We start from the raw sequence: 24758 nt of genomic DNA, 5'->3' as shown, positions 1-24758 counted from the left end.
TTCAAATCATGCAAAACAGAATTAATCAGCTTTTCAAGGATAAAAAAGAAAATATACTTTCAGTTTATTTTACAGCCGGATACCCGCAGTTGGAAGACACGGTTTCAATTATTGAAGGATTAGTCGCTAAAGGTGTGGATTTAATTGAAATTGGCATGCCTTTTTCTGATCCGGTAGCAGATGGTCCGGTTATTCAAAATAGCAGCACTGTTGCTCTTGAAAATGGAATGAGCATTAAAAAGCTTTTTCAGCAACTGTCGGAAATCCGTAATAAAGTACGGATTCCACTTATATTGATGGGGTATCTGAACCCGGTCATCCAATTTGGAGTAGAAAACTTTTGTAAAAAATGTCAAGAAGTTGGAATTGATGGTTTGATCTTGCCTGATCTTCCATTGTCTGTCTATCAGGATGATTATCAGTCTATATTTGAACAATATGGACTTCATAATATATTGCTGATAACTCCACAAACTTCAGAAAAACGTGTAAAAGAAATTGATGATGCTTCTCGTGGATTTATCTACATGGTCTCAAGTTCATCGACCACCGGAGCTAAGAGCAGTGTGTCTGATTTTCATGAGGATTATTTTGAGCGAATTAAGCAAATGGAATTGAATAATCCAAGATTAATCGGGTTTGGTATTTCAAATTATGAAACCTTTCAAAATGCCTGTAAATACGCGCAAGGAGCAATTATTGGAAGTGCTTTTGTAAAGGCTCTTGATCAACCAATAACCTTGGACGAACGTATTTCAGGTTTTGTTAATACTGTTGTAAATCCTAGTTAAAATTCAGAGCGTAATATTGTGTGTCATATGGTGATTAACAAATGTTATAAAACAAGTATTTGAAGTGTGTAAATTACGTATTTGATGATCAGGGGGTTAGTGATATATTTGTTTAGACATGCTGTTAAATCATGTTAAGATGTATTTTTCAACATACCAAAAAAGAACACAATGTGTTACTTTAATAGTGTTAAAATAAAACGTTCAGAAATATGTTTGAGTACGCAAAAGTGATTTTACCCAAAGTCAGTTTCAGTCGTGATTTATTTCGCAAAGAACTGACAAAATGTATTAACTGGGTGGAGCCAACAGAGCTCAATGATCTTCGTGAATGGTGTGAAGAAAATTTTGGGGAGATGTACCCTGAAATTTTAACTGATGTTTTTTCAACTATTGCTGCATAATTAGAAAGAGGCCTACAGGGCCTCTTTTTTTTGCTGTTAAGTATTTCAAGTATTAAATTGAATCATCATCAATTGTGGATGAGGAATCAGTTGTTCTATCTTTTATTCCGAAAGAAAAGTTGATTCCAAACGCAGCTGAAATTCGTTGAGCTTTTTTATAATTGAATGCCTGAATCAGGTTGTCTGTCACGAAGTACAAATCCATCCCCGGGAAAAAACGTAATCGAAACCCAAGACCTAAATTATTGAATTTGTATCCGGCAGTGTAGCTGACTGATGTTGAAAGTGCTTTGCCGACTGCTCCATTTAAAGACAATGTACCGGAAGCCATTGATCCAGAATTGAAAAAAGTATTGTGAAAGAGTAATCCATAATTCCATTTTTGCGAAAATTGATTTTTAGCTCCCAAGTATATTTCAGCAGGAATTGAGAGACTGATTTTATCCAGTTCCTTAACCGTAATAACATCTTCATTCCCGTTTAACTGGTAGCCATTAACTTTCCAGCTCGAGGCTCCAATATTCAGGATGCTGGCAGAAAAGTTCCATTGGTTGTAATTATAAGTAGCACCAATGTCTAACGAGAGACTTTTGTTTTTAAATAAGTCTGAAAGCTTCATATCATCTTCCCATGAATTGGGTAACAAACCTTCATCCAAGTCGAGTTCATTTCCGGTAATAGCATCCGGGTTAATTTCGGTAGGTAATCCTAAAATGGCTTCACCATCAATTGTTTCATCAAAGGTAACGTTGGTAAATCCAAACTCATCCGTTTCTTCAGTTGCAGTAACGATATAACTGATATTGTTGGTTTTCACACCCATTAGATTGCAATTCAGTTTTGGGCTGATTCCCAGAGTCAAGTGTTCGTTAATTTTTCGGGAATAAGAAAAGCCAATAGACATGTAGCTGTTGGTGAGTAGATCAACATCGTCAACTACAAGCGGAAAATGATCTAGTGAAATGTCATTGTAGTCTGCGACCAAGTAAGCAATATCAGATGCAGCTTTCAAAGTCGTTGAATTGTGTACATCAATTAAAAACGAGAAGTATCCATTATCTTTTAGCTTGAAGCCAAGGTTGAATATGGAGGCTTTGATATCTGTTGTAAGTCGGTTAAAATCGCCTATCGAATTTACAAACTCGTCGGGATTGTAACCAGCAACATCAAGATTATCAATAAAATCATCTAGTTCACTGTAGTTAAACCCAGAATTGTATGCTTGTGCCGAAGCTCCTCCCATACCCGGTAATTCAAGATGGAATTTTACGTCGGGAACCGAAGCTGGGTTGTAGGCGATGTTTTGGGGTAAACGATCCATGAAATACATGGTGTTTTGAGCGAAAACTGAAAAAGGTAATAATGCAAGGATTAGGAGGGTAATTTTATTCATGTTGTAAACATTTGTTTGTTTTTATCAAATATACAACAATGATAAAAAATTAAATAGATGGTGGATTTGTTTATACTGATTCTATGTATCCGTCCTGCTTTTGAGCAATCATTTCGTTGTAATTGGTATGCTGAATCTTTGGTGGAGAGAGATGCAATCAAAAAAGGCCTTCATAAATATGAAAGCCTTTTCTTAATATTCGAATTGATTGATTATCCACATTTGGATGAACCGCAGTCGGGGCATGTCAAGCAGCCTTCCTGATAAATTACATTCTCAGAGCCACATTCTCCACATGTTGTTCCTTCTGCAAGGGTTCCATTCGGAATATATTTTTTCAACGCACGAGCAACACCAGCTTTCCAGCTATTAATCGTGTCGTTATCCAGTTGTAAACTTGTTACGGTGTCAACTACCTTATGGATTGGCATTCCGTGACGAAGAACTCCTGAAATTAATTTTGCGTAATTCCAGAATACAGGATTAAATTTGTATGAAAGACCTTCGATGGTTGTTTTATAACCACGTTTGTTTGTGTATTGGAAGTCGTAACGTGAAACGCCGTCTTCGTCTCGGTTCTTGATAATTTTACCTTTGGTTACTGAACGAGGAAGCAATATACCATCCTCATCATCCTGAAGACCAGTAAAAATTTCGTATGGTTGATCACCAACAACTCCAATGAAGGCAACCCATTTATCTTTGTTGTTTTGGAAACGAACCACATCTGCTTCCAATTCCTCAGGACGTTTTGTTGGGAACGAAGATGAAGATTTCTTTTTGTCTTCTTTTTTGTTTGAAATAAGCACACCAGAACGAGAGCCGTCGCGATAAACGGTCACTCCTTTACAGCCGCTTTTCCATGCTTCAAAATAAAGTTTTCCAACCAACTCTTCTTCAACGTCAGCTGGAAGGTTGATGGTGACGCTAATTGAGTGGTCTACCCATTTTTGGATGCGTCCTTGCATGCGAACCTTGTTCATCCAGTCCACATCATTTGAGGTAGCCTTATAATACGGTGACTTTTTAATTAATTCATCCACCTCTTCCTGACTGTAATTTTTAGTTGAGTCGATACCATTTGCTTTCATCCATGTTACAAATTTATGGTGGAAAACAATGTATTCTTCCCAGCTATCACCTAACTCATCAACAAAGTCAATTCGTACATTTTTGTCATTCGGATTTACTTTACGTCGACGTTTGTAAACAGGCATAAATACAGGTTCGATTCCTGAAGTAGTCTGAGTCATCAAGCTGGTTGTTCCGGTAGGAGCAATGGTCAATAGAGCAATGTTACGTCGACCATATTTCACCATTTCTTCGTACAACTTTTCATCTTCGTTTTTGATGCGGTTGATCAGCGGATTGTCTTTTTCTCTCTCTGCATCGTAAATTGTAAATGCGCCTCTTTCTTTAGCCATATTTACTGAAGATCGGTATGCTTCAACAGACAATGTTTTATGAATTTCTTCACTGAAATCAATGGCATCGTCACTTCCGTAACGTAATCCCAATGCAGCTAACATGTCTCCTTCTGCTGTGATACCTACACCTGTGCGTCGTCCATCACGAGCTTTGCCTTGTATTTTTTCCCAAAGTCTGCGCTCATTATATTTGATTTCTTCACTTTCAGGGTCTGCATCAATTTTTTCAATAATGGCATCGATCTTTTCCAATTCCAAGTCAATGATGTCATCCATGATGCGTTGTGCGTATCCGACGTGTTCCTTGAATTTGGCAAAATTGAATTTGGCTTTATCAGTAAATGGTTTTTCTACGTACGAGAACAAGTTTATCGCCAATAGACGGCAGCTGTCATATGGGCAAAGAGGAATTTCTCCACATGGATTGGTTGATACTGTTTTGTATCCAAGATCTGCATAACAATCAGGAACTGACTCTTTAATGATGGTATCCCAAAATAAAATACCTGGCTCGGCAGATTTCCATGCGTTGTGAACTATTTTTTTCCAAAGCTGGTCCGCATTGGTTTCCCGCACGAAAGTTGGCTTTTCTGCTTCTACCGGATACTGTTGAGAATATAATTCTCCACTCTCTACAGCTTGCATAAAATCATCGTGGATTTTTACCGAAACATTTGCTCCGGTAACTTTTCCTTGCTCAAGCTTTGCGTCGATGAATTTTTCTGAATCGGGGTGTTTAATCGAAACTGAGAGCATTAACGCTCCACGACGACCATCTTGTGCAACTTCTCTTGTTGAGTTGGAATATCGCTCCATAAATGGTACAATTCCAGTTGAAGTCAATGCTGAATTCTTTACCGGAGATCCTTTTGGACGGATGTGTGAAAGATCGTGTCCTACGCCTCCGCGACGTTTCATTAATTGTACCTGTTCCTGATCGATTTTCATAATACCCCCGTACGAATCAGAATCACCTTCGTTTCCAACTACAAAACAATTGGAAAGGGAGGCGATTTGAAAATAATTGCCAATACCAGTCATTGGTCCGCCTTGAGGTACGATGTATTTAAAATCTTTCAGTAGCTGGTAGATTTCATCCGCGGTTTTTGGATTCTCGTACTTTTCTTCAATTCGAGCGATCTCTTCAGCCAAACGTTTATGCATGTCGTCAGGTGTTAGCTCGAAGATGTTCCCGAAAGAATCCTTCAACGCATATTTATTCACCCAGACCCGTGCTGCCAGATCGTCTCCTTTGAAATATTCAAGAGAAGCGTTGTAAGCTTCATCTTGAGAAAAAATTTTCTTGCCCGTCTTGGGCTCAACTGCCACATTTTTGAAAGCCATATGCCAAAAATTAAAAAAGTGTTTGTGTTAACTGATTGTAAACTTGTGCCTAAATCGGTTCCTCTTTCTACGAATTTGCTCTATGCAATATAGCATCTGAATGAAAAAAAAGGAACACTATTTTTTGATTGACAGGTAAAAGTTATCAACTAAAAAGTGTTAGTTTGCAATGAGTCAGTGAAATAGGTTTTTGATAATTAAGAAAAGTTTACCAAAATTGAAAATTATTGTTATCGAAAAGTTGAAAAGTTTACAGAATATGAATTTGTCATGTGCTAAAAGTCAGCACAATACGAATTCATTCTAAAATGGTTTCAGATTTCATTTAATTGTTATAAACTTTTCGGAAAATAATATCAGTAGCACCAATATTTTCGTTCATAAATTGAATGCATTTCCTGGAAATCGCTTCGCGTTTCTCATCATTTTTTAACAACTCAGTAAGAATCGAATTTAGTTCGTTCTGTCTGGAGATTGAAAAACCAACTTCCCTTTCAACTAAACTTACTGCCTCTTGAAATTTTTGATAGTTTGGTCCAAAAATTACTGGGATGTTATAAATAGCAGCTTCGAGGGTATTATGTATGCCGACTCCAAATCCACCACCAATATATGCAACATCTGCATATCGATAGATGCTTGAAAGTAACCCAATGGAATCTATGATGAGTATTTGTGCTTCTTTTAGATTATTTGAATTCGCTGATGAATAACGAGTCGACTTGCCGCTTAAAAGTGATTCAATTCGTTTAAGGTTGGATTCCTTTATTTCGTGGGGTGCAAAAATGATTTTAACTGCTGGGTGATTATTGATGAAGTTGATTAATAGTCTTTCGTCCTGTTCCCATGTGCTACCTGCTACAATTAGTTTTTGCCCATTTCTAAATTGGTCAATTAGCGGAAGGTCTTTTCTGTTTTTTGCGATCTCAGCTACCCTGTCAAATCGGGTGTCGCCAGTAACGGTTGAACAATTGATTCCTATTTGTTTTAAAAGGTTCGCCGATTCCTGGTTTTGCACAAAGAAGTGAGAAACAAAATGAAGGGTTTTTTGATACCATTTACTTCTTAATCCGTGTTTGAAGAAGAGTTGATTGGGACGAAATATTGCAGAGACAAGGTAGATTGGTGTATTGTTATCTTTTAGTGTCGAGAAATAATTGTACCAGAATTCGTACTTGATGAAAAATGCAATTTGCGGTTGTGCCATCTGAATGAATTTGCGAGCATTTTTTTTAGAGTCTGCAGGCAGGTAACAAATATAGTCTGCACCAGTATAGTTCTTCCTGAATTCATAGCCTGAAGGTGAAAAGAATGTCAACAGCACCTTGTGTTCAGGATGATTTTGTTTGATTTGTTCAATTAGCGGCCGACCTTGCTCAAATTCACCCAGCGAAGCAGCATGAACCCAAATTACGTGATCGCCTTGTTTCAGATTTTGTTTCAGGTACGAGAATGTCTTATTCTGCCCGTTTCTTAAAAGCTTTGCTTTCTCGTTAAAGAGTGCCGCAAGTTGAATTGCAAGTTTGAAGAAAAAAATACCTACTTGATAGATGATGTTCATGAATGCACTGTTAATATGCCCGAGTAAAAGTAATGAATTGTTAGTTGCTTTATAGAAATATAAATAACAAATCAGGTCTGGCTTTGAAGGTAACCTTCATCTCTTTTTAGCATTGGTTCGTGAGAAGCTTCCACCGCCAATTGGTCGCATCGTTCATTCCCGGGAATATTTGCATGCCCTTTCACCCAAACAAACCGAACCTGATGCTTTTCATATACCTTCAGAAACCGTTTCCAAAGATCTGCATTTTTTTTTCCTTTAAAGCGTTTTTTCACCCAGTCCCAAACCCATTTCTTTTCAACGGCATCAACAACATATTTTGAGTCGGAGTATATTGTCACCCGGCTGCCTGGAACTTTTAATGCCTCCAGTCCAACAATGACCGCCAGAAGTTCCATGCGGTTGTTGGTTGTTAATTCAAAACCATCGGACAATTCTTTTTTATGTTGTCCTGATAGCAGAACTACGCCGTAACCTCCGGGCCCGGGGTTGCCACGGGCGGCTCCATCGGTGTAAATGGTTATTTGTGGGATACTGGTCATGTTTTTAATTTTCGCCAAAGATACAAAATCAAAGAGGGTGTCCCAGAATTTTGGAGCACCCTCTTGTAAAAAGTTTTGTTTGTATTACTTGACAATCGTCATTTCATCAATTAAGTGACTGGCGCCGGCAAACTTATCAATCGTCCACAGCACAAATCGAATATCAACATTAATACATTTTTGCAATTCTGTTTCAAAGGCCAAATCTCCGCTCATCGCCTCCCAGTTTCCGTCGAAGGCAATACCAACCAATTCACCTTTTCCATTAATAACAGGACTTCCCGAGTTTCCTCCGGTAATGTCGTTATCTGAGATAAAGCAGGTATGCAGCGTTCCATCTTCATCGGCATATTGGCCATAGTCGCCTGCATAATACAATTCTTTCAATTTTGCTGGAACATCAAATTCATCATCTCCAGGGATTTCTTTCTCGATATACCCTTTTAATGTTGTGAAGTAGTTGTAATGCACACCATCACGTGGATTGTAGTCACCTACCTTACCGTAAGTTAGTCGCATGGTTGAGTTAGCATCCGGATAGAAATTTTTGTCTTTGTACATCTCCATCAAGCCTTCAACAAATAGTCTGCGACCTTCCAGTAGGTCGTCAGTTGTTTCATTCATCTTCTTTCCTACAATCTCCATCATATTGAAAATACTTACAGCTGTAACCAGCGCAGGGTCTCTCTTTAATATTTTCGCTTTTGGATTTTCAAGGAACTTTTGCATCGACTCTTTGCTTGCAAAAATTGTATTCTTGAACATATCCTCTGTGTAGGCATCAAAGTCACCTTTGTAACGTTTTTTCACATCCGCAAAAAAGCTGGGGTGGTAAATTGGATGCACCTCTTTTTCGTAGATTTTCAATAGGGCTGCTGCTATTTTTTGATCTGTTTTGGCATCATAATCCTCAAAGAATTCATTCATTTCTTCTTTTAGATGCCTGATGTTACTTTCAACACGCTCTGGATTTTCTCCAATTTCAAGTGCTGCCAACAATCCTTTGGCTCCATATGAATAATAGAAAATCTCAGGTCCGCGTATCATTGATTCCAGAATGAATTCATAGGCTTTTTCATCTTCAACATTTTCGTAAGATGATGAAATTAATTCCAGCGCTTTCCCATATTTTTCCTGATGTTCTTCGTCCTGCGAAAGCCAATTGGTGAACTCATCTTCAATTTCTTTCTTCTTTTCTATTACTTCCAACGCTTTCAATCCTTTATTTTGACCGATACTGTATTTGTAATAGTTTGAACTTCTGGCATACTTCGATGCATATTGAATTCTTGAGCGTTGACTGGTGCTCATGTATTCCTTTAATATTTCAAGTTTTTTCGCACGAACATCTACACGTACTGGGTTAGTAACTTTCATTGTGTAGTCAACCCCGTAGGATGATTTGTAGCGATTGGTGCTTCCCGGATATCCCATCACCATTGTGAAGTCGCCTAATTCATAGCCTTTCAGTGAAATTGGCAAGTGGTATTTGGATTGATAAGGAATATTGTCTTCCGAGTAATCAGCAGGTTCCCCGTCAGGACTGCAGTATACCCTGAAAATACTAAAATCACCCGTGTGTCTTGGCCACATCCAGTTATCAGTATCCCCGCCGAATTTGCCAATAGACGCTGGTGGAGCGCCTACTAAGCGAACGTCTCTGAATGTTTCATACACAAACAAGTAATATCTGTTGCCTTTAAAAAGCGATTGCACTTTGGCATCATAATGAGTGTCTTCGGTTGCTTCTTTTTGAATCTCAAAGGAAGCTTTTTGAATTTTAGCTTTACGTTCATCAAAGCTTAGTTCGTCATTCACTCCATCAAGAACTTTCTCAGTAACATCTTCAACAAGAATTAAAAAAGAAACAGTTTTTCCTGGATTTGGCAACTCTTCTTCTTTTGACTGTGCCCAGAATCCATCTTTTAGATAGTCGTGTTCAACAGAACTATGGGCTTGGATTTCACCAAAACCACAATGATGATTGGTTAGCAATAGTCCTTCAGAGGAAATTAGCTCACCCGTACATGATCCATGGTCTAGTGCAACCACGGCATCTTTTAAACTTGAGTTGTTGATGTCGTAAATCTCATCGGCGCTTAACTCACAACCCATCTCCTTCATTTCGCTGATGTTTAGTTTGTAAACCAGCGACGGCAACCACATGCCTTCATCTGCCCTTGCCGAAAATATTACGCTAAGGGTAAAAATAACCACAAAAATCCTCTTCATTCCGATCTATATTATTTAAGATTAGTCGTATAAAAACCACAAAGATATGTATATCTTCCTTTCTTCAAATTGGTTTTATAACATTATGAACAAATTCATAATTTCCCCATAGGTTGCTAAAGTTCATCATTCATTACAAAAAGACCTAAAAATATTTTTGTCTGATCGATTTCATTAATATTCTCAATCATGTAAATTGCTTTAAGGTGAGCTTTTCCCAGGAGTAAATTTCCCTATCTTTGCTGAAAATTTTAAAATACTATCATGAATAACGGTAAGGTCAGAGTGAGATTTGCTCCAAGTCCAACAGGCCCTTTACATATGGGTGGTGTTAGAACAGCATTGTTTAATTACTTGTTTGCAAAGAAAAATGGTGGCGATTTTCTTTTAAGAATTGAGGATACTGATCAAACAAGATATGTTCCAGGTGCTGAAGATTATATTATTGAGTCTTTAAAGTGGTGTGGTTTGACTCCCGATGAAGGTGCTGGAATTGGTGGTGAATTTGGTCCCTACCGTCAAAGTGAACGTAAAGAGATATATAAACAATTTGCAGATCAGTTAATTGAATCTGGCAATGCTTATTATGCGTTTGATACACCTGAGGAACTTGATGCGTTGAGAGCTGCTGCTGAGGCAAATAAAGAGGTTTTTTCCTATGATATGCATACGCGTGGAGAGCTTAAAAATTCATTGGTATTGTCAGAGGAGGAGATTCAGAGGAGAATTGCCGCAGGTGAGCCATGTATCATTCGATTTAAAATGCCGGAGAATACCGATGTTGTGGAAGAAGATTTAATTCGTGGTGAAGTGAAATTTAATACCGCGCAACTAGATGATAAAGTGCTTTACAAAGCGGATGGCATGCCAACATACCACCTTGCTAATGTGGTGGACGATCATATGATGAAAATCACCCATGTTATTCGAGGTGAAGAATGGTTGCCTTCGATGCCATTGCATATATTATTATATAAGGCATTGGGGTGGGGCGATACAAAACCACGTTTTGCGCACTTGCCATTAATTTTAAAACCAACCGGGAAAGGAAAATTGAGCAAGCGTGATGGAGATAAAATGGGATTTCCTGTTTTCCCTTTGCAATGGACCGATCCAAAATCAGGAGATGTTTCAAGAGGCTATCGAGAAGATGGCTATTTTCCTCAGGCGTTTGTTAATCTATTGGCTTTGCTGGGATGGAATGCGGGTACTGAGCAGGAGTTTTTCAGCATGGACGAATTGATAGATCAATTTAGTTTGGAGCGAGTGGTTAAATCGGGAGCGCGTTTTGATCCTGAGAAAGCAAAGTGGTTTAACCGTCATTACATGCAGGAAAAAACGGATCTCGAACTGGCGGGTGAATTTAAGCCATTATTGGAAGCCAGAAATGTCAGTATCTCCGAAGAAAAACTTGTTCGTATCATTGCTATGATCAAAGAGCGATGTGAATTTATTCATGAGCTTTGGGACCAGGGTCAATACTTTTTTGAAGCGCCGGAAAGCTACGATGAGAAAACGGTGAAGAAAAAATGGAAAGAAGGCACTTCTGAGAAATTGAATGCAATTCTTGAGGTATTTAAAGCCGTTGATGATTGGAAAGCTGAATTAGTAAAAGAGTCTTTTTCCAATTTTATGAATGAGAAAGAATGGGGATTTGGAGTGGTAATGGTTCCTATTCGTTTGGCCTTGGTTGGAAGCAGTCAAGGGGTTGACTTATTCGATATTTGCGAATTAGTAGGCAAAGAGGAAACCATTTCAAGAATTGAGAAGGCAATTACTATTTTAGGTTAAAGACAGCTTCAGTTTATTCAATTAGTTTTTCGTTGTGACTGTTTACGAAAAGCATGGCATCAATCTCGCTGAATCCTTCAAAGAGGCTGACTCCTTCATGCTTTAAATGATCACCACGAAAGCCAAGAAGTACTAATCCTGCATTGCCCGAATGCCGGTTGATCATTTCACGAATTCCTATTTCAGGACTTTCTTCCAGTATTTCTATGTTCTTCATGGTGATTGGGAGACGCCCTTTGGTGATGAGGTCCTGTAAGTGGTTTTTTGTTTGTTCGTGTTCTTCTTTTGAGGTGATATTGAAAATTTTGATTTTTGCTTTTTTCCAGTCGGGATGAGCAATGATGATAAAAGAAAGCAAGATCATCAGGTTGGAGTTAAACTCATCTGTTTTCTTTAACCAAAGGTGGATGTCTCTTGTTGGGTCAATTTCTTTAGCAGCTGTTCGTAAAATCAGCACATCAAAATCGCCCGCATTTACCAATTTATAATTGTCAATAATTCTACTTAATTCTTCCGGTTTGTGTTTGTTATTGTCAAAAATGATCATGTTATTCTCGAGCCCTGCAATTCCCGGTAATTGAACCGCTTGCGCGATAGCTGAGGTGTAGGACGGCGAAATAATTGTGTCTACATAAACGTGACTTTCCGTTTTTCCAAACAAATCAATCAGCTTATTCTGAATTTCGGCGGATTCATTTTTCATAGCTTTGGAGAAGTACCCGGGGAGTAGGTGTATGTAGGTGCCAAATCCATATTTGTAAGAAAGCCAATTGAGTATTTTAAAAGCTTGCTGACGTTCGAATGTTTTATCTGAAATGCAGATGCAACTTGGGCGCCATTCACTGTATGTTTTTCTTTTTCTTACATTCTGAAGATATACCTGCAAGTTCCTGTTTAGCTGAAATATTGCATTGGTGAAAATGCTTTCCAGTCCTTTTCGTTCTCTATGGACGTGGTTAATGAACAGGTAAATGAGCGTCATCGCGAGGAGTGAGACGAATGCATAGATCGCATCGATTTTGAACATGACAAAAATTGCGGTGACGAATCCGATCAATGAAAAATACCAACGAGACCGAAAAGAAGGACGATAAGATGGTGACGATCCAAAGTGGTTTAAAAATGAAATCAGACAGAGTGATCCATAAGTGACCATAAAGAACATGGATATGATGCCAGCAACAGCATTTACATTTCCAATAGCAACAAAAATGAATGCAATGGCAATGGTGACGATGGTGGCGTTCTGGGGTTCTCCCGATTTCTGATCGTTTAGTCTAAGAAATGCATTAATTCGAAGTCCGGGAAATGAACGGTCTGTCGCAAGAGCCTGCAGGGTTCGGGGTGCAACTAAAATAGAGCCAATGGCCGATGAAAGTGTTGAAGCAGCTAGTCCCAGTGGAATAATAATTGAACCTCCAATTGCAATTTTGCCCATGATGAGTTGATGTTCCAATAAATCTGTTTCACTAGCAAAGGATGCCAGTTTCCAGGAAATTGCCAGGTAAATAAGCATTCCTGAAATAGTCGCTAGTGTTGTTCCAAGCGGTATCGACTTGGACGGATCTCTTAAATCACCAGATAATCCAACACCTGCAGTCATGCCAGTGAATGCAGGGAAAATAATCGCAAATACCCAAAAGAATTGATTCATATTCCGCATCTCTGCTGAAAAGATGGAGAACGTTCCTGGTTCCGCATATTCCGTGGTTCCGGCAAAAAACATGATCAGCGAAACTGCGAGAATTCCAACAATCAAATACAGCGTTTTTACCCCCATGGAAGCGCCCTTTTTCAAAATCAAAAATGATAATCCGGCCATGGCTGGGATGCTAATGGCCTGACGTGGAAGTATGAAATCATATTTTGCCTGTATGAATTGGAAAAGGAATTCGAAGGATTCGGTGAATGCTATTACATAAAAAGCTACGCTAATGGCTTGCGATAAGTACAAGGCAAAACCAATAGTGGCTCCAATGTTCAATCCGAAAGATCGTGAAATAATGAAGTATTCGCCACCTCCTTCAACACGTTTGTTAGTTGCAATTTCTGAAATGGCCAAAGCCGTTGGTATTGTTACCATGTGTCCGACCAATATGATCAGCACCACTCCCCAGAAGCCCAGTACACCAACGCCATAACCAAAACGTAAAAATAGAATTGCTCCAAGAATAGTGGATATTGCTGTGAAAAACACGGGTAATGTGCCAAATTCTTTTTTAGATGTAGCCATAGATATTGTGTTTAACTGCTTTAACAACAAAAGCCAAACTAAGTTAAGCAAAAAGCTATGAATTTCTAATTTGACTGAAATATCAAAGCTAAAAAATGCGGTTCTTTTTAGAAATCGCATTGGAAAAGAGGATAATTTTTCAGAGGTAGGTATTGAAATTGTTTTGCAATTTGAGCTTGATTGTTGATCTGTGAGATGATAGGATTTACGGGATGTTTTTTGATTCCTAATTTTTCTGAGTAACAATAATATTTGAAATAAATATAATTTAGAAACAAGATAAATAAACAAAAAAATAAAATTAATATATTTTGTATTAATCAAAAAATAATTAATGGAACGATTGATTTTATTATGGGTTCAGCGGAATTTACATGCAGCCTAAATCAATCAAATGTCCAGAAATAACGTCATGCTAATTAATTAATTTTGGTTTGTAGATATCCATTTTCTATTTTTGAAATTAGAATAACAGCATTTAATATCCTTTCGAGCAGCTATTTATTGTTGAGTGATTCGTTTCGTATTTTAAATGCATAAAACAAACTCATGTTTCAGTCGCCCCTAATCGATAACATACAAGTAAGTTTTAAGACTGTCCGTGATTGTCTTTTTACTGTGGTTAAAAAGAACATAAAAAAATATAGATAATTAACTCAGTTAATCAAAATATGTACTTAAAATATTGAATATGGAAAGAATAAATTTCCTTCAACGAATTTTTCTATTACTATTTCTCATTGTTAATCTCAATTCTTTTTGTCAAGATTTAACTAATGGTTTAGTTTCTGTTTGGGAGTTTGATGAAACTAGTGGTGAAACCTTATTTGACTTATTTGGAGATAATGATGGTGTTATTGGAAGTGCTGTTAATGTAGATCAGGATGGGATTGTTGGGAAGTCTTTTAATTTTCCAAGCGGCTCGGGTTCTTCTGTAGAGATGGGCGACGATTCATATTTGTCTTTCCCTAACAATATTTTTTCGGCAAGTTTCTGGGTGAAACCGGATTTATCCCAGACTTGCTATTTGTTTTGTAAAAGAAGTGAATCCGGTCTTTATGAATACTATGCTCATATTTATCAAGATGGGAGGATTGCACTTCGGATACATCATGATGGAGGAAGTACATATCGTGGAAATTTAACAGAGACAAGTGTTGCTAACCTGACAGATGTGCATATTGCATTTGTATGCAAAGGTAATTATTGGGGCTCTATTGATATTTATATAAATGGAGTAAAAGCTTCAGTAATTAATCAGGGTGAAAACGGTTCTGGGATGATTGATACAGATGCAACTTTTAAAATAGGAGCGGTTAATTTAGCAGGATGGGGCAAGTTTAATATGTCTCAATTTGCCTTGTGGAACAGGGAAATAACAGAACAAGAAATTGCACAACTTTACAACTCAGGGAATGGCCTTGCCTATTCAGAATGGTCAGGTGGATCAACACCGCTTACCGGAGGCTCAATTTCACCCATCGATTTGACCATGGATTCAGGTGGTGATCCCGTAACAATTTCAAGTAATGAAGAAGCCAGCGGCGGAGTTGATACAATAACCTATAGCTGGATTAAATCTATTGATGACGGTGCTACCTGGAGTGAAATAACTGGTGAAACCGGAAATGAATACAATGCCCCAAGTTTGACACAAACTACCTGGTATATGCGGATTGCAACCAGTGGTGTAGAAGCCGACAGCTCCAATATTTCAAAAATTACGGTTAATGAGTCGCCGGCTGGAGGTGGTGATTTAACCTCCGGATTAGTTTCTGTTTGGGAGTTTGATGAAACAACAGGAACGACTGCTAGTGATTCATATGGAAGCAATGATGGAGTAATTAGTGGTGTGACAATAGGTCAGGCTGGAAAGATTGGAAAAGCATACTCGTATGATGGTGTGGATGATTATGTTGAAGTCAATTACGATCCGAGTTTAGTATCTGATAATTTCACTGTATCTATGTGGATAAATCCTACTTCCTTTGATGGAGAAACGCATGGAGTATACAGAAGTGCAGATGGGAATGGATATAGTGCCGGATATAGATTTACTGTATATGCTTCTATTAATTTGTCATGGGGTGATGGTGCCAGTCCAAGTGGCAATCTCGAAGTAGGTCCCAAAAATCCTGGAGTTTGGACACATGTCGCAGCTACCTATGATGGCACAACTATGAAAGTTTATTATAATGGTGCGTTTGTTGATTCAAGTACAGATAGTTATGGCACCAATCCATATCATTTAAGATTTGGATATGGTAACGGACTTTCATATTATAACAGTCTAATTGATCAGACAGCTTTATGGGATCGTCCTTTAACAGAGCAAGAAATCGCACAACTTTATAATTCCGGCAGCGGCCTTGCTTATTCAGAATGGTCTGGAGGATCAACACCACTTTCAGCAGGGATCATTTCGCCTGCGGACTCAACGATCACCTCAGGCGATGATCCAGGGGTGATTTCAAGCACAGAAGAAGCTAGCGGTGGAAGTGATACAATAACCTATAGTTGGATCGAGTCTATTGATAATGGTGCGACCTGGAGTGAAATAACTGGTGAAACCGGAACTGGATACAATGCCCCAAGTTTAACACAAACTACTTGGTATATCCGTATTGCATCAAGCGGTGCAGAAGCCGATAGTTCCAATATTTCAAAAATTACGGTCGAAGAAACACTAACTGGCGGAACGATATCACCAACAGCTTTAACAATTACTTCAGGGCAAAACCCGGGACTAATCGCAAGCTCGGAAGATGCCAGCGGTGGTAGCGGTACGATTTCGTATAAATGGGAACAGTCTGTAGACAACGGTAGTTCCTGGTTGGATGCTGACTCATTAGGAACAGGTGTTTCGTATGATCCCCCGGAATTAACACAAACCACTTGGTACAGGCGCATGGCCTACACGGCTGCGGATACCGCCTGGTCAAACGAGACCAGGATAACTGTGGGTGCCGTTTCATCGGAAACCATAACCAGCCCGCGGATCAATACGGTGGATGTTAGTACAGACCAATTGGAAGTAAACTGGGATAACAGCTTCCTCAACGAGGACTATTTCCTTTATGTCCGTGCCTGGACAGAAGAAACCTTGCCTGATGGTAAAAATGTCCAGATACAAAATGGCATTTACGATTTCACCAAAACGGCTTCCGGTTTCTCCATGTCGTTTAAAAATGCGAATGGCTACCTTAGTTTTTTAGCACTCGATACCACTTCGCTTGATCCGGAAGAGATAGTCATGTGGGAGGATACTCTTACGCTGGTGGGGACCAAAGCCGATTTGAATAACTATTGGTCAAAAATAGAGATTACAGAGGCTGACACAGCCCGCTGGGGAGCAACTACCCCGGATTTGGTCAGTTCGGTGAACGGGCAAACGGGAGATGTAGTGCTTTCTGCAGATGATATTGATGATAGCTCGTCAATCAACAAATTTACAACCCAGGCCGATGTTGACCGGCTTGCCTTTACAAGCGGAACCAACACCGGTGATCAGGATACTACCAGTATTCCTGGTTTGCAGGAGTTTGTGCAAAACCACTCTGCTGTAACATTAGTCTCAGGCAATGAACCGGCATTTGATGGCTGGGATAAAAATGCCAGTGATGATTTTGATGGTGATTATAACAGCTTAACTAATATACCAGCAATACCAGTTGATACAGATGATCAAACTGCCAGCGAAGTCCCAATTAGCGATGCAGGAGCTCATTTTACTGGCACCGATGTTGAAACAGCATTGCAGGAAGTTGGTGATAGTATTTCATCATTACGGGTTGACATTGCTGCAATTGGTGGTAATAATTGGAATCATTCCGTTCAATCCCTTTCAGGTACTTCCCCAATATGGGATGCGAGCAATGGCGTAAATGCAACCCTGACTCTTAGTGGCAATACAACCATCAATTTCTTCAACCTAACGGCCGGGCAAACGGGGAACTTAACAGTAACCAATGCTGCTACTGCATATACTTTGGCTTTTTCGGGTTACACGGTTGTAGTTTCCCCTTTTATTCATAGTTCCGGTGATGAAGTTACTACATCCGGCGATTCACTTATTGATTGTTTTAGCTGGTATTACGATGGGACTCGGATAATTATTAACGGAACTTTAGGATATCAGTAAAATGAAAAAGTTTTTGTTAATATACTTATCTATATTATTAGCCCTTAGTGGGTTTGCGCAGAATTTTTTTGGTTCGCATACTGGTACCCAATTAGAACCACCATCCGTGCTAATTAGTTCTGTTGAAATAATTAGCCCCGATGCTTGGTGTGGGTTTAGAGCAATTGGAAATGTTACTAGTGAAGGAGATTATACAGTATCCGAAAGAGGAATATGCTGGAGTGAATCTATTAATCCTACAATTGATGATTATAAATATAGTAATAGCAGTGGTGGCGGAACATTTTCTATCGATTATTTTGGGTTAGATGGATCTAAAACCTTTTATTTCAGGGCTTATGCTGTTTTTTCGGACGGAGTAGTATATAGTCCAGCAGAGCAAAGCCTTTCAACTAATCCAGAAGCGGTTGTGGAATATTCAAGTTCGAACATTACCTCAACTTCTATAAATATTACTTTTGACATAACCGCAAATGGTAATACAATTACTCAACGATATGTTTGGTATGGAACTTCAGGCATTTATGAGAATTACCATCCAATTTCTCCAGGGAATAATGATACAACCATAGTATTGGATAATCTACAGCCTGATACTAAGTACTATTATGCCTGCTATATTAAGGCAGGTAACTGTATTGATTGGTATGGTGTAAGGTCATTTACAACGCTGCCACCATCAATACCGATTGTTCAAACAGCTTTGATGCCGACTGATGTTGGTGAGACAACAGCACAAATAGGTGGAGTTGTAACTGATGATGGAGGTACTTCAGTAACACAGATTGGTGCCTGTTGCAATACTACAGGGAACCCAACCATTTCAGATAACCAATCTTTTGCATTTGTTGGTAATGAGTCTGGATGGGTGACAGAACTTTCAGGGCTTTCACCAGGCACTCACTATTTTGTAAGGTCGTTTGCTACAAATAGCGTGGGAACTGGATATGGAAACCAAATCGAAATTACAACTTTATCAATTTCACCTCCAACCATATCAACAGCATCTGTCTCAAATATATCTACAACTACTGCAACCTGTGGGGGAAATGTAACGGATGAAGGTGGAGCTTCTATTATTGAACGTGGTATTTGTTGGAATACAACCGGAAATCCAAACATGATAGATGATAATTCAATGTCAACATCTGGAACTATTGGATCATTCTCTGTTAATTTAACTGATCTTCCTTCTAGTACAATTATATATGTTAAAGCTTACGCAATATCACAATACAATGCTGGCGACTCAACAATAACACAAACTGGTTATGGCAATGAAGTTAACTTTACGACTCAAACATTGGGAATAGGACCAACCTATACTGCGGTCAATGGTATTGACTATAGGCTTAATGGAGCAATCCCTCCCCTGGCTACTTCCATCTCAAAATTGTATGATTTAGGTGATGTATTTTATAATTATGTGGGAGATGCTTATAAGTATTTAGTTATAGAGAATGTAAATCTTGATTATGATGGAGATGGCAATAGTATTGTTGCGATAAAAGATAATGGATCCATTATTTCATCGTTTCCTTACTATATTGATATTGAGGGTTTAGCTGAATATGAATATATTGGATTGTCGATAGAATACTATGATGCTACTTCTCAGTTAATGTGTGGTGGAGAATCACAGCAAGTGGCTTTTACATGGCATGTTGAAGATGTAAATTCACTTAGCGGGATCACTCATGACTACCTTGGGATGTATAATTTTGCCACAGGTATCGATATAAGTATTACGAACATAACATCCACAACAGCTAAAGCAAGTGTTACAGCGTATGGCACTAGCTTAAATAGTGTAGAAGTTTATTACAGCACTTTGCCATTTACTTTTAATTTGTCAGGAATTCCTTTTTTTTCCAAAATGATATCTACATGTGGAACATACAGTGTTGATATGTCTTCATTGTCTCCTAATACTCAATATTATTATAGAATGGTTGTAAGAAATAATGAATTCTCAGCGTGGAAAAGTCTTCAATATACATTCACAACAGCACCCTAGCATAAAATATACTTAAAATTTCAATATGAAAAACCTACTATTACTAACGATAATGCTCCTTACCCTTTCTGTATTTGGGCAAGATGGAGGAGTTGATCATTTTAAGATCAAAACGAATTACCTGCAAATTGACAGTATTCAGGAGCTCAGCCCGGTTGAGCTAAAAGTACTTATTGTCGATGAGAATGGGAATGTGGGCTACACTACCAACGATTTTGGAATAGTTACTTCTGTTAACGGGCAAACCGGTGCAGTGGTGTTAACGGCTGACGATATTGATGATTTGTCAACGGTCAATAAATTTACCAACCAGGCTGACATTGACCGGCTGGTAAACACCTCGGGAACCAATACCGGGGACCAGACCATTATGCTATCGGGAGATGCAACTGGCAGCGGAACAGGCTTAATAACTGTGGATGTGGTCGATGACAGTCATAACCATATCATCGATAATGTTGACGGCCTGCAAACAGAACTTGACAGTAAAGCCAATCTGAGTGACCTTGGTGATTACTGGTCAAGGTTTGATTTTACTGAAGCAGATACTACCCGGTGGGGGACTTCAAGCGGTGGATCAGTATTTTCAGTAAACGGCCAAACCGGGGATGTAGTGCTAAATGTGACCGACCTTGTGAGTGATGGAGCAAGCCTGGAGCAATTGCCATTTGCTGATGGGAATGGTGGCGTTTATTGGGATGATCTTGATTTAAATATTACAACGGATGGTATCTGGACAAAGAATAATGAAGGAGAGACCGATGAGTACATTTCTTACGCTAATCACGTGACAATAGGATCATCAGGGGAGGGAGCTGAAGAAAAAAACTTGTTTGTGTACGGAACAGTCAATGCAAAGGAAGTTGTTGTTCGCTTAAGCCCCGGTACTCCCGTCCCAGACTATGTCTTCGAAAAAGATTACCAACTCACGGAATTGGACGAGCTTGAAAACTACCTGAAAGAAAATAAGCACTTACCGGAAATCCCTTCTGCAAAAGAAGTTGGAGAAAGTGGATTGAACCTTTCCAAGATGAACCTGCTCCTGCTTAAAAAAGTGGAAGAGCTGACCCTCTATATCCTTGATCAGGAAAAACGTATTAGGGAACTTGAAAAGAAAGGGAAATAACAAAGGTGAGCATAATGAAATTGAGGCATATTATATGTTTATTTTTGCTTTGTTCCTTTGGTATCCTGGCTCTTGCTCAAATAGATTTGGATAAATTAAAACCCGAAATACCGGCCAACGATTCGACGGAGGTTTTTACAATAGAAACCATCTCGGAAGAAACCATGGAGACCCAGGTTGAGATGATGGAAGCGGAGGGTGTAGCCAGTTTTGTTAATCAAATAATTTCCCCATCTCCCAATGCCTCATCTCTAGGGCAGTATGGCGATGTTCCTGTTGGAAATTATACAGGGGTTCCCAACATTTCAATACCACTATACTCTATAAAATCTGGAGATATTGAACTGCCAATAACTTTGTCTTATCATGCGTCTGGGATCAAAGTGACGCAAGAGGCCAGTTGGGTGGGGCTTGGGTGGGCTTTAAATGCAGGAGGTGTAATTACAAGAGCTGTTCGAGGACAAGATGATCTTAAACATAAAGGGTATCTGGAAGTAAGTGAACTACCTTCCACGAGTAGTAATATTCCTGACTTCTCAGATCCTGATTTTGATTTTTTTGATCAGAAACCAATTTATGATGAAATTAATGCGGGAAACAGAGATGGAGAGCCTGATTTGTTCTTTTATAATTTTCTTGGGCAATCCGGTAAAATGATTTTTGAACGAAATAATGGATCTGTCATAAAAGGAATTCCTTTGAATCAGTCTGGAATAACATTTTCATATGATAATGAAAATTCAGTTTGGACTGTCATCGATGAAAAAGGATGGAAATACTCCTTTGGGACAAAAGAAATTACATATAACTATTCTACCTCAGGAAGAGAAACGTTTAGATATACAAGGTTGGATACGATCGGAGATATTAATTATTTAGATCATGCTACTACATCTGCTTGGTATATAGATCGAATAGATAGTCCAAAAGGAGATTATATTAATTTTAGCTATGATGAACAAGATAGGGCAACTATCAGCCAGCTTACTTATAACGAGACACAGCATCAGGCATATTCTAACCTGAGCACTCCAGTTTTTCCGGGAAATGTATGGTATGGAACGCAAGAGCAACAATATTATTACAATGTTGCAGCCAGTATGCAAAGAACTAGTGATGTCTATCTTAGTCGTATCGACTTTAACAATGGGTATGTCGAATTTATTACTTCAGATAAAGAAGATATGAGGCAGGAGTATCATGCGACAGGAAGTGCTGAAAAGCCACAAAGATTAGACGAGATCAAAGTGTTCAATTCGAATGACGTGGTATTCAAAAAGATTTCATTTAGCTATTCTTATTTTAACGGGCAAATCAATACTTACAATAAAGAAAATTACTGGAGATTAAAACTTAATAGCGTGCAAGAATCTTTCTATAATCAGGAGAACAGTACATATTCAACTAAGCCACCTTATGTTTTCAGCTATAATTCGGTTAACCTACCTGCTAAAAATTCTGCTGCGATTGATCATTGGGGATATTATAATGGACAACTGGGTAATGATAAAGTGCCATACTATTTAAATAGAATTAGTGGGTCATGGAATAATTTTAGCGCAGGTACTACATTGGTTATTTCAGACGAGTCACCAGATATTTTTCAGAAGTACTTTGTTCCTCATGCAGTTTTTAAGAATCCAAATGAATTGCTGCCGTCTGGCTCACACCTTTTTCAGGAAGGAGCATTTCGCGAAGTTAATATTGATAAAATGAAGGCTTCTATTTTAACAAAGATTGAATACCCAACAGGAGGTGCTACAAAGCTTACATTTGAGCCTAACAACTACAATGCGGCAAATGATAATAGTCCTATTGGTCCTTTTGAAGATAAATTAAACGAAATAAATATACTCAGCGATGATGGGGATGAGCCTGATGTAGAATCTTTCTCTTTAACACATTGTGCCAGAGTATGGATTGATTGTAAAATGGAAAGCTATTATCATGCATTAAATACAACCAACATTAAGGCTATAGTTGAAAAAGCGACAGGAGAGGATATAGTTTGTATCCAACCAATAAATGAAAGTTCGAATGCTTTTTCAACCCGGGTTGAAATATTTTTACCGCCTGGAGATTATAGATTGGTTGCAGATAGAGACAATGATTGGGATAATAATCGTTCAATAGAACTCAAAGCGAAATATATATCCCGAGAATTTAATGATACCAAAGTTGGTGGAGGTTTGAGAATTGCAAAAATCGAAACACTCGACTTGTCCGGGCAGGTGGTTAAAACAAAACAATACAGCTATGAAGATGAATACTATTTAGGAACAACTGGTATAGCTATGACTCCTATAACACATTTTTATTTTAATGGTCAATATGAACGTGATGCGACCTCTACAAGTGATGGGCCCTTTAATTCAACTCTTAATATTTTAATCCGGTCTTCAAACAATGAAATCCCGTTGGGAAGCTCAGCCCAAGGCAATTTTGTAGGGTATAGTTTGGTAAAAGTATTTGATGTGGATCAATCAAATAATTCGTTGGGAGAATCTGTATATCATTACACAAATGAACCTGAAGAGTTAACACCATATCATCTTCCCGGCATTTACGGAAAAGCAAATCATGCAAATGGAGAATTAAGAAAAGAAGAACATTTTAATGAAAGCGGAGATCCCATTAAAATTAAGGAATTTAAATACAGGGAAAACGAATCGGAAACGTTTATTGCCAAGGCTACGGTCACACCATTTACTATGGAGTATTCAGCAGGAGCGCCAAACTACACTTTGTATACTTACTATATGAGATTTTATGACGTGGTTTCCAATTGGAGATATCCATATCAAACAATTGATACAAGCTATGATGAAAATGGGGGAAATCCTGTTGTCATTACAACAGATTTGGAATACAACAACGCAGATCATAAACAATTAACTAAACAAACTCAAACAGATATAAATAATAAAACCATTATTACGGACTATGTTTTCCCATCTGATCCGGGCTCAAATGCTCCTTCCGAAATGTGGGATGAATCCAATGTCAACTATAAACATATGCTTAGTCCGGTAATTGACAAAACGGTAACCGTGGGAGGAGTTATAACTTCAAAAACTCACACGGAGTATGATTATAGTCAGGATATGGTTTTGCCAGTTTATCAGGATATTTATCCAACGGGAACTGGTGAAGTGTTTAAAATTAATTATAAGCATGACGATAAGGGCAATATCATCCAACAAACGAAAGAAGATGATATATCAACTTACTACCTCTGGGCCTACAACAACCAATACCCTATTGCAAAAATTGAAAGCCCGAATGAATCCATCTCAATTGAGACAATTCAGACAGCAATCGAAGACTTACTGTTATCAGGAAGCGATGATAAAACAGCAATAGATACTGATATTGGGCTGATAGAAGGTGAAATTTCGTCCAATCTAGGTGAACTAGATATGTTAACAATCTACACCTACGAACCCTTAATCGGCATGACCTCCCAAACCGACCCATCCGGTCGGACTACTTACTACGAATACGATGATTTTGGACGACTGGAATATGTACGGGACACCGAAGGCAACATTGTAAATAAATACCGTTACCACTATGCAACACAGGAATAAGAAATATAATCTTAAAGGGAACCGTCATCCCGAGCTTGTTTCGGGCTCTCTAACCATAGAGACACGAATGCTGAAAAGGATTCGACAGAAAACGTTTGTAAAGCATTAGCTAACTAGAAATCATGAGTATGAGTAAACGAATAAAAAAAATCAAAGGAGAAGTCTT

13 protein-coding genes are annotated in these 24758 nt (G+C 38.5%); 7 read left to right on the top strand and 6 right to left on the bottom strand.

The window, feature by feature from the left end; all coding sequences use genetic code 11:
- Positions 1-8: 8 nt before the first annotated feature.
- A complete protein-coding gene (trpA, locus tag ACUNWD_RS11240) occupies positions 9-791 on the top strand; it encodes a tryptophan synthase subunit alpha (protein WP_445587903.1) in 783 nt (260 codons plus the stop codon).
- A 212-nt stretch (positions 792-1003) separates the two neighbouring features.
- Positions 1004-1195 carry a hypothetical protein gene (locus ACUNWD_RS11235; RefSeq protein WP_445587902.1) on the top strand — a complete coding sequence of 64 codons (192 nt, stop codon included), beginning with the start codon at positions 1004-1006 and terminating at the stop codon, positions 1193-1195.
- Between the two features lie 52 nt (positions 1196-1247).
- Here ACUNWD_RS11235 and ACUNWD_RS11230 read toward each other — a convergent pair whose 3' ends face one another.
- The 5 genes from ACUNWD_RS11230 to ACUNWD_RS11210 all read right to left on the bottom strand — a co-directional run bounded on the left by ACUNWD_RS11230 (position 1248) and on the right by ACUNWD_RS11210 (position 9694).
- Positions 1248-2588, bottom strand: coding sequence for a DUF5723 family protein (locus tag ACUNWD_RS11230; RefSeq protein ID WP_445587901.1), 1341 nt, complete (start codon positions 2586-2588; stop codon positions 1248-1250).
- A gap of 212 nt (positions 2589-2800) precedes the next feature.
- Positions 2801-5359 (bottom strand): adenosylcobalamin-dependent ribonucleoside-diphosphate reductase, encoded by a 2559-nt coding sequence (locus ACUNWD_RS11225; RefSeq protein WP_445587900.1) that lies wholly within the window; start codon positions 5357-5359, stop codon positions 2801-2803.
- Positions 5360-5684: 325 nt separating this feature from the next.
- The gene (locus tag ACUNWD_RS11220) at positions 5685-6920 is read right to left on the bottom strand and encodes a 3-deoxy-D-manno-octulosonic acid transferase (RefSeq protein ID WP_445587899.1); all 1236 of its coding nucleotides are present in this window, start codon (positions 6918-6920) and stop codon (positions 5685-5687) included.
- 71 nt (positions 6921-6991) lie between these two features.
- Positions 6992-7462, bottom strand: coding sequence for a ribonuclease HI (gene rnhA / locus ACUNWD_RS11215; RefSeq protein ID WP_445587898.1), 471 nt, complete (start codon positions 7460-7462; stop codon positions 6992-6994).
- 84 nt (positions 7463-7546) lie between these two features.
- Positions 7547-9694, bottom strand: a complete 2148-nt coding sequence (locus ACUNWD_RS11210) for a S46 family peptidase (protein ID WP_445587897.1) — start codon at positions 9692-9694, stop codon at positions 7547-7549.
- A 264-nt stretch (positions 9695-9958) separates the two neighbouring features.
- Here ACUNWD_RS11210 and gltX point away from each other — a divergent pair, with 264 nt between their 5' ends.
- Positions 9959-11485: a glutamate--tRNA ligase gene (gltX, locus tag ACUNWD_RS11205; protein WP_445587896.1), complete on the top strand. Its 1527-nt coding sequence runs from the start codon at positions 9959-9961 to the stop codon at positions 11483-11485.
- A 13-nt stretch (positions 11486-11498) separates the two neighbouring features.
- On the opposite strand, the gene ACUNWD_RS11200 is transcribed toward gltX, so the two are convergent.
- Entirely contained in the window at positions 11499-13718 is a 2220-nt protein-coding gene (locus tag ACUNWD_RS11200; RefSeq protein WP_445587895.1) for an amino acid permease, read from the bottom strand.
- Between the two features lie 691 nt (positions 13719-14409).
- Here ACUNWD_RS11200 and ACUNWD_RS11195 point away from each other — a divergent pair.
- The 4 genes from ACUNWD_RS11195 (at position 14410) to ACUNWD_RS11180 (ending at position 24592) form a co-directional block, all read left to right on the top strand.
- Positions 14410-17859: a LamG-like jellyroll fold domain-containing protein gene (locus ACUNWD_RS11195; RefSeq protein WP_445587894.1), complete on the top strand. Its 3450-nt coding sequence runs from the start codon at positions 14410-14412 to the stop codon at positions 17857-17859.
- Between the two features lies 1 nt (position 17860).
- On the top strand, positions 17861-19876 hold the full coding sequence (locus ACUNWD_RS11190; protein ID WP_445587893.1) for a hypothetical protein: 2016 nt from the start codon (positions 17861-17863) through the stop codon (positions 19874-19876).
- 25 nt (positions 19877-19901) lie between these two features.
- Entirely contained in the window at positions 19902-21002 is a 1101-nt protein-coding gene (locus tag ACUNWD_RS11185; RefSeq protein ID WP_445587892.1) for a hypothetical protein, read from the top strand.
- Between the two features lie 86 nt (positions 21003-21088).
- A complete protein-coding gene (locus tag ACUNWD_RS11180) occupies positions 21089-24592 on the top strand; it encodes an RHS repeat domain-containing protein (protein WP_445587891.1) in 3504 nt (1167 codons plus the stop codon).
- Positions 24593-24758: the final 166 nt, after the last annotated feature.

The organism is Sunxiuqinia sp. A32 (assembly GCF_052690465.1).
This window is presented reverse-complemented; position numbering and strand designations above follow the sequence as displayed.